Genomic DNA, 8,211 nt, shown 5'->3' on the forward strand with positions numbered 1-8,211 from the left:
GCTTCATGCCCCCCTAATTTTAACAACTTTTTTACAACTTGTTTACAGGGAATCTATTATCTCGTTGAAGGTCTTTGAAGGCCTCATTGCGGCAGTAGTCTTCTCATCATCCGGGTGGTAGTAACCGCCAATGTCCTTTGGAGAGCCTTCTGTTGCAGCAATTTCGGAGAGTATCTTCTCTTCGTTCTCAATGAGTTTTGCAGCAACAGGTTCAAATATCTTGGCAAGCTCAGGGTCTTCTGTTTGAGCTGCAAGCTCCTCAGCCCAGAACCTTGCAACCCAGTAGTGGCTTCCGCGGGTATCAAGCTGTCCTACTTTTCTCTTTGGAGTCTTATCCTCGTCTAAGTATCTCTCAACTGCCTTTGAGAGGGTTTCAGCCATAACGAGGATTCTCTTGTTCTCGCTTCCTCCCTGCTTGTAGGCCAGCTTCAAGGCCTCAACAAAGGCAAGGTACTCTCCAAGGGAATCCCACCTGAGGTGGCCTTCTTTAACAAACTGCTGAACGTGCTTTGGAGCTGAACCACCGGCACCTGTCTCAAAGAGTCCGCCACCGGCGATGAGTGGAACGATTGAAAGAGCCCTTGCAGACGTTCCAACCTCAATGATTGGGAAGAGGTCTGTAAGGTAGTCCCTAAGAACGTTTCCAGTAACAGAGATTGTGTCGAGTCCCTTTCTGAACCTCTCAAGGGTAAACTTCATTGCCTCCCTTGGGGGCTTGATGTAGTACTCAACGCCCTCAAGGTCGTACTTCTGGAGCTCCTCCTTAACCTTCTCAATGAGCTCCCTGTCGTGGGCCCTTAAAGAATCTAACCAGAAAACAATCGGGTATCCTGTCTCCTTAGCCCTGTTAACGGCTAACTTAACCCAGTCCCTTATAGCGATGTCCTTAGTGTGGCAGCTTCTGTAGATGTCCCCTTCCTCTACCTCGTGCTCCATGAGGACGTTTCCATCCTCATCAACGATCCTGAACTTACCCTTGCTCGGGGCGAACCAGGTCTTGTCGTGGGAGCCGTACTCCTCGGCCTTCATCGCCATGAGGCCGATGTTCTGAACTGTTCCAACCTTTGTGGGGTCAAACTGGCCACGAACTTTAATGTCTTCAACGATTTCAGAGTACATCGTTGCGTAGCACCTGTCTGGAACTGTAATCACGCAGTCGTCTGTCTCCCCGCTTGGTCCCCAGCCCTGAAGGCCGTTCTTTATAACTGCGGGAATGGAGGCGTCAATAATTACGTCGTTTGGCCTGTGGAGGTTTGTGATACCCCTGTCTGAGTCAACCATGTAGAGCCTTGGGTTCTCTTTGTATATCTCTTCAATCGTTTTCTTAATCTCCTCCTGCTTTTCAGGTGGAAGCTTTGAGAGCTTGTTCTCAAGGTCAATGAGACCTTTGTTTGGATCAAATCCAATCTCTTCAAGCTCTTTACCGTGTTTTTCAAAGAGCTTTTTGTAGTAGACCCTTATTGCGTCCCCGAAGATTGCAGGGTCTGAGACTTTCATCATTGTTGCTTTAACGTGGAGGGAGAAGAGGATATCCTTAGCCTTTGCGTCGTTTATTACCTCCTCAAAGAACTCCTTGAGCTTCTTCCTGCTCATAAAGGTTCCGTCAACAACGTCCCCCATTCCCATCTCAAACTCTTTGAGAACCTGGACGTTGCCGTTTTCATCAACAAACTCATACCTTATCTTTGTGTCTTTCTTAAGGGTTATGGACTTTTCGTTCTCGTAGAAGTCTCCGCTCTTCATGTGGGCAACGTAGGACTCAGACTTAGGGGAAACTTCCTTCATCCTGTGGGGATGCTTCTTTGCGTAGTTCTTAACAGGCGGAGCAATTCTCCTGTCTGAGTTACCCTGCCTGAGAACCGGGTTAACAACGCTACCTACGCACCTGTCGTACTTGGCCTTGATCTCCTTCTCCTCTTCAGTTTGAGGGTTCTCGGGGTAGTCTGGGAGGTCGTAGCCCTGAGATTGGAGTTCCTTGATACACTCAATAAGCTGCGGAACTGAAGCAGAAATGTTTGGGAGCTTAACGATGTTTGCCTCAGGCTTCCAGACCAGCTCTCCAAGGTATGCAAGGTCGTCTGGAGCGTAGCCAAACTGGGCAAGAACCCTTCCTGCAAGTGAGATGTCCTTGAGGTCAACGTTTACGTCTGCGTGCTTTACAAACTGTCTAATGATTGGAAGAAGTGAGTAAGTTGCAAGGAGCGGTGCCTCGTCTGTCTTAGTCCAGACAATAGTTGGCCTTTTAGCCATATCTATCCTCCTCCGGATTGGATTTCAAAGGAAAAGGGGGCTTTAAGCCCCCGAATTGTTAGTTGTTCTTTTGGTTTTCAAACTTCTGCTTAACGTAGGCAAGAACACCGCCGGCCTTGATTATCTCAACCTGACGCTTGTTGAGGCCGTGCTTTGTAGGAATTGAGATGCCCTTTGTCCTGTTGATTACTGTAATGATGTTGTCCTCTCCGGGAGCGAAGTTGGAGAGATCTATCTCTAAAATGTCTCCCTGGTCAATTTTGTCGTAGTCTTCTTTGTTTACGAATACCAGAGGAAGGATTCCGAAGTTGATAAGGTTTGCGTGGTGGATACGGGCAAAGGACTTGGCGATTACTGCCTTAATTCCAAGGTACATTGGGCCAATTGCAGCGTGCTCACGGGAGGAGCCCTGTCCGTAGTTCTCTCCACCAACGATGAATCCGCCGCCCTTCTCCTTTGCCCTCTGGGCAAAGGTTTCATCTACAACAGAGTAAACGTACTCAGAGATTGCAGGAATGTTTGAACGGAGCGGCAGGATTTTTGCACCGCCGGGGATGATGTGGTCTGTTGTGATGTTGTCTCCAACTTTCAGGAGAACCTCACCTTCTAACTTATCTCCGAGAGGTTCTTTGTATCCAACGTAGTTGATTGTTGGCCCTTTAAACACCTCAACTTCATCTGGGTCTGCAGCAGGTGCAAATATCATTGAGTCGTCAATTTCAAACTTCTCAGGTAGGAATACCTTAATCTCCTCAAGTCCTAAGTCTCTCGGGTCTGTAATTACTCCCTTCATTGCAGTTGCTGCTGCAGTTTCGGGGGATGCTAAGTAAACCTGAGCGTCCTTAGTTCCGGAACGGCCGTAGAAGTTCCTGTTGAAAGTTCTAACAGCTACTCCTCCAGAAGGTGGTGCAAATCCCATTCCGATACAGGGGCCACAGGCGTTTTCAAGGATCCTGAACCCAGCCCTTAAGAATACGTCGTAGTAGCCTTCTTTGTCCATCATTCTAAGAACTTGCTTTGAGCCGGGAGAGATGGCTGCTGAAACTAACGGGTGAACCCTCTCTCCGGTTCTCTTGAACATCTCGCCAACGGTCTTAAGGTCACGATAGGAAGAGTTTGTACAGGAGCCGATTGCAACCTGGTGAACCTGTAATCCTTCAACCTCTTTGACTTTCTTGACGTTGTCGGGCATATGGGGGCAGGCAATTAACGGCTCAAGTTCAGAAAGGTCTATATCAATTACCTCGTCGTAGGTTGCGTCCGGGTCTGCCTGGAGTGGTCTCCACTGTGCTTCCCTCCCTTGTGCCTTCATAAAGAGGTAGGTCTGCTCGTCACTTGGGAAGATGGACGTTGTTGCTCCAAGCTCTGCACCCATGTTTGTAATTGTTGCCCTTTCGGGAACTGTAAGGTACTTAACCCCTTCTCCACCGTATTCAAAAATCCTTCCAAGTCCACCCTTAACTGTTAAACGGCGGAGGAGCTCTAAGATGATGTCTTTAGCAGAAACGAACGGTTTTAACTTTCCGTAAAGATTAACCCTTACAACCTTTGGCATTGTGAGGTAGAAAGGCTCTCCGGCCATCGCAAGGGCTACGTCCATACCGCCGGCACCGATTGCGAGCATTCCAATTCCACCGGCCGTTGGTGTGTGGGAGTCTGAACCTAAGAGGGTTTTTCCTGGAACTGCGAACCTTTCAAGGTGAACCTGATGGCAGATACCGTTTCCGGCCTTTGAGAAGTAAACTCCATACTTGGCTGCAACTGTTTGAAGGAAGAGGTGGTCGTTTGCGTTTTCAGGGCCTCCTGCCTGGAGGGTGTTGTGGTCTACGTACGAGACAGAGAGCTCCGTCTGTACCTTTGGAAGTCCCATAGCCTCAAAGTGGAGGTAGGCCATTGTTCCGGTTGCGTCCTGTGTAAGAGTCTGGTCAATCTTAATGGCTATGGGCTTTCCTGGGGTCATATCCCCTTCAACAAGGTGGGTCTTAATGATTTTCTGAACAATGTTCAGTCCCATTTCTCCTCCTGTATAGTAATTTCCGAAATAGCTTTCTAAATCTTGCCAAAAATTATGTAAAAATTTTGTAAAAATTTCAACACTGCCCTTCAGTGCCTATCTTTTACTTTGAAAAGAAACTGAGATGTTTGGGGGTCTCTTTATGAAGCCTATTGTCCTTGAAGGGAAGGTTCCTGTTTACATATACGCAGATGAGGTTGAACCGGAGGTTCTATCTCAGATTGAAAGGGTTAAAGACCTTCCCTTTTTCAGGGATAAGATAGTGATAATGCCCGATTGCCACGCAGGTAAGGGCTGCGTTATAGGTTTTACAGGTTACTTTGACGATGTTGTTGTTCCAAACATTGTTGGTGTTGATATAGGGTGCGGCGTCTATACTTACCCGTTGAATCTCAGAGTGGATTCGGAGAACCCTAAGGAAGAGATCAACCTTCCAAAGTTTGATGCTTTTGTGAAGGGGAACATTCCGACAGGCTTAACTTCACGAACGAAGTCAAACGCTAAGAAGCTGCCTCTTTCAAAGGAAGACAAGGAGCTCCTCTCCGAAATCCGCTCTGTTCTCATAAATACCTACAGGATAGACCTTCAGGAACCTCTTCTTCAGGTTGGAACCCTTGGAAGTGGCAATCACTTTTTAGAGTTAGGTGTAGACGATGAAGGTCGGGTTTACCTTACCGTTCATACAGGTTCAAGAAATTTAGGACTTAGAGTTTGTAACCACTTCCAGAGGAGAGCCTGGGAGTATACGAAAAAGGTTATGCCCAATTTACCAAAAGACCTTGCTTTTCTTCCGATGAAAAAGGGAGGAAGGGAGTACCTTCGGGCTATGAGGTTAGCCCAGAGGTATGCAGGCCTTAACAGGCGGACGATTTTGAAGATTATTGTTGAGAATTTCTTTAAGGAAGAGTTTGACGAAACCCGTTTAATAAAGAGCGTCCATAACTACATAGACGTTGATAGAGATATGTGCGTTAGGAAGGGAGCCATATCTGCCCACAAGGGTGAAAGGGTTGTTATTCCCTTTAACCTGACAGCAGGCCTTGTAATAGGCAGAGGAAAAGGGATAAGGGAGCTGAACTTTTCTGCTCCACATGGTGCTGGAAGAAGAGTAAGCAGGAGAAGGGCTAAGGAGATGTTCTCTGTTAGTGATTTCAGGGAAGCTGTTGAGAAGGCTGGAGTTTACTCTTCTACGGTTTCTAAAGATACTTTAGATGAAGCTCCATTTGCCTATAAAGAACCAGAGAAGATTCTTGATTTTCTGCCTAAAACAGTTGAAGTTGAGAAGTTTGTAAGACCAATTTACAATTTGAAAGGTTAGGGAAGGGACTACCCTTCCCTCAATAAAAGGAGAGCGATTCCTCCTATTACGATGAGAGCGATAGATGAAAGAACGATAACTGTAGTAAGCTCGTGCTTTGATTTCTCTATTATTTTGTTTATTTTGTGAAGTAAATCTTTTGCAATGAAATCCTCAACCTGCTTCATTAGGTTTATTTTCTCTGTTATTGTCTGGAACCAGATATCGGGATCTACATTAAAGTTTCCTTCTGCAGATTTAGAAATGGCAAGTTCCTCGTACTTCTTAACTTCCTGATATGGAGTGGAGCTTTTTACAGTTTTAATGTAGTAATGGTAGACGTTTTCTGGAGCTGCAAGCTGAAATGCTTTTAGAAAGGCTTTCTGCTGAGCCATAAGGTCTATAAACCTTTCAAGATGCTTGTTTGATAAGAACTTGTTGTTGGCAAAGGCAACCGATAGAATTGCTCTCTCAAGGCCTGCCTTCTCTTTGGCATACATGAAATCTGCGTATGAAAGGAGCTCCCTTGCGATTTCAGGGTTTGTTGATTCAGAAGAGAGAAGTCCTATAGAGTCTATAAGTTTGTTGTTGAGCTGTGTGTAAAACTCTATCGCTCTATTCAGAGGTATTGATAAATTGTCAACTTTGTTTCTGATTTCAATGAGCTTAGGAAGTTGATCGTTTATAAGGTTTATAAAGAACTCTCTCTCTTTTGGGGGTAGTGCCTGAACGGTCTTCATAGATAGAACTTCTTTCAACTGGGCTATTCTCCTGTCGGTCTCTGTTCTCTGCTCCTTGAGTTCTTGAGAGAACGTTTTTCCACCGCTTCCTAAAAAACCTGCAGTTCTTCCTCTCTCTTTCTGGAGCTCGTGTACCAGGAGAGAAACCCTTTCAGCTATTGTGATGCTCGTTTTAAGTTTTTCAGATTTGACATAGTCTGTGTAAGCCATGTTTATCAGCTGGTAGGAAAGCACTCCAATGGCAAATAGGGAAAGAAGCGTGATCAGAATAACCTTGCCTTTAAGTTTGTACCCCACGGCTCTCCTCCTTTCATTAATGTCGGTTAATTGTACTTTACAGAGAGCCGTGGGGAAAACTTTAGGCTACAGGGTATGCAAACTCAGGCCTTTCATCAAGAAGCTTGATATCTGTAGCTTCTTTAGGTAGCGGAACAACTTTAACCCTTTCAACCCATCTTTCCGGCAGGTGAATAACTCTCTTTCCAATTCTTATAACTGCCGGCGAAACTTTTGCCTTGTACTTTATCCTGACTCCCCAGACCTTTCTGCCAAACTTGTTCTCAAATTCGCCAGGACCCTCTAATTCAATATCCTTTGCAGAGCCTGGGAAGTAGATCCTCTTTGCAAAGTGTCTGTTCCTCCCTTTGTGGAAGTAGACGAGCCATAAAACCTTACCTTCTTTGTATTTGGCTTCAGTAGGAATGTACTGTTCCGCTTTCTGCTCTTCGTCAAGAAGCCTTTGAACGTATTGTTCTAAAGTTTCATCCTCTCTGACTTCGTTTTCTGTCCAGACTTCAAACTCAACCTGCCATCCTTTAACTGTTGCTATGATGTTTGCAAGTTTAACGTTCCTCTTCTCTTCCTTTTCAACTAATTCATCAATCCTGTCCAGTATGTCTGAAAATCTCTGTCTGAAATCGTCAAGTTTTGTAATTGCAACGATTAAGTCTCCCTGTTTTTTCAACCTTTCAAGGGTTTCTTCGTCTTCAGCCAGTACCATTGCTTTCCTGATTTCGCAGAAGTTCCTGCGGAGCTCCTCTAAAATCTCAGGAGAGAGCTTCAGGTCAACAACGCTCTCTAAAATCTCCTTCATTATCTTTTCAGGAATCTCCTTGAGCTTCTCGTCAATGCTCCTGTTATCGCTTCCCCATGGAGAGTACTCCTTGTCCCAGTTCTTGTACTTGGCAATGTAGTTTGCAAGCCTTACGGTTACTCTGTTCTCCTCAAGGGCAACTTCCCGGAGCTCTTCAACCATCGGGCCAAACTTTTTCTTCCAGAACGGGGAGTAGGTTAGGGTACAAAGGTAATCTGAACGTTTCTTCAGGTCTGTCAGCTGTTCGGGGGTTTCAACTTCTAACATTTCATCTCTAATGATGCAGTTGATACGGCGGATGTCTTCTGGGCCTTCCACTTTTCCGTAGATCCTGGCCATCTCTCCCTCCAAAAATTGGGTTTTGTTTGTTTTAAAGGGGAGGGAGCTCCTCCCCAATTTAATCTTAGTTGAGCTTCTCTAAAGCTTCAAGGATGAGAAGGCCCGCTTCGTTTATGGAGTTCTTACCTATCAGGTTAGATGCCCTCAGTATAACAAGCTCTTTTTCAAAAGATTCAGGGTCAAGACCAGACAGCTTAATTGCTTCTTTAATGTTTTTCGGTAATATCCTTACTTTCCTCTCCTTAACGTAGAGTGTTCCCACTTTCCTTAAAGCCTCAAGAACCCTTACAGCTAATGGAGTTATAGGGTTAGCAAATCCTTCAGGTGTGCCTGAAAGTGCCTTTTTAATGAGCTTTCCAGCCTCTGTGAGGATGATAGCTTCATTTTGAAGGATGTCTATATAACCTCGTGCTTCAAGCTTGTTGAGAGCATAATCAATCTCTTCGTGCCACGTTTCGTCAAACTGGTTGTAAACGTC

At 45.5% G+C, this 8,211-nt stretch carries 6 protein-coding genes; 1 reads left to right on the forward strand and 5 read right to left on the reverse strand.

What is annotated here, in order from left to right; all coding sequences use genetic code 11:
- Positions 1-42 precede the first annotated feature (42 nt).
- Both F8H35_RS07805 and F8H35_RS07810 read right to left on the reverse strand, forming a co-directional pair.
- Positions 43-2,250, reverse strand: coding sequence for an NADP-dependent isocitrate dehydrogenase (locus tag F8H35_RS07805; RefSeq protein WP_472572986.1), 2,208 nt, complete (start codon positions 2,248-2,250; stop codon positions 43-45).
- Positions 2,251-2,308: 58 nt separating this feature from the next.
- A complete protein-coding gene (locus F8H35_RS07810) occupies positions 2,309-4,264 on the reverse strand; it encodes an aconitate hydratase (protein ID WP_472572987.1) in 1,956 nt (651 codons plus the stop codon).
- 142 nt (positions 4,265-4,406) lie between these two features.
- On the opposite strand from F8H35_RS07810, the gene F8H35_RS07815 reads away from it, so the two are divergent.
- Positions 4,407-5,582 carry an RtcB family protein gene (locus tag F8H35_RS07815; protein WP_472572988.1) on the forward strand — a complete coding sequence of 392 codons (1,176 nt, stop codon included), beginning with the start codon at positions 4,407-4,409 and terminating at the stop codon, positions 5,580-5,582.
- A gap of 8 nt (positions 5,583-5,590) precedes the next feature.
- On the opposite strand, the gene F8H35_RS07820 is transcribed toward F8H35_RS07815, so the two are convergent.
- The 3 genes from F8H35_RS07820 to F8H35_RS07830 all read right to left on the reverse strand — a co-directional run.
- The gene (locus F8H35_RS07820) at positions 5,591-6,598 is read right to left on the reverse strand and encodes a nitrate- and nitrite sensing domain-containing protein (RefSeq protein WP_472572989.1); all 1,008 of its coding nucleotides are present in this window, start codon (positions 6,596-6,598) and stop codon (positions 5,591-5,593) included.
- Between the two features lie 61 nt (positions 6,599-6,659).
- Complete coding sequence (locus F8H35_RS07825; RefSeq protein WP_472572990.1) at positions 6,660-7,733, reverse strand: hypothetical protein; 1,074 nt, start codon at positions 7,731-7,733, stop codon at positions 6,660-6,662.
- A 64-nt stretch (positions 7,734-7,797) separates the two neighbouring features.
- Positions 7,798-8,211 (reverse strand): DUF505 family protein (locus F8H35_RS07830; protein ID WP_472572991.1); only part of this gene is annotated, 414 nt, incomplete at its 5' end.

Origin of the sequence: Thermovibrio sp. (assembly GCA_015488335.1) — a bacterium.
Taxonomy (GTDB): Bacteria; Aquificota; Aquificia; order Desulfurobacteriales; family Desulfurobacteriaceae; genus Balnearium.

Bases quoted from the DNA above. Each gene is read 5' to 3' on its own strand.
- F8H35_RS07825 (WP_472572990.1), bottom strand. From the start codon at position 7,733: ATGGCCAGGATCTACGGAAAAGTGGAAGGCCCAGAAGACATCCGCCGT.
- F8H35_RS07805 (WP_472572986.1), bottom strand. From the start codon at position 2,250: ATGGCTAAAAGGCCAACTATTGTCTGGACTAAGACAGACGAGGCACCG.
- F8H35_RS07815 (WP_472572988.1), top strand. From the start codon at position 4,407: ATGAAGCCTATTGTCCTTGAAGGGAAGGTTCCTGTTTACATATACGCA.
- F8H35_RS07810 (WP_472572987.1), bottom strand. From the start codon at position 4,264: ATGGGACTGAACATTGTTCAGAAAATCATTAAGACCCACCTTGTTGAA.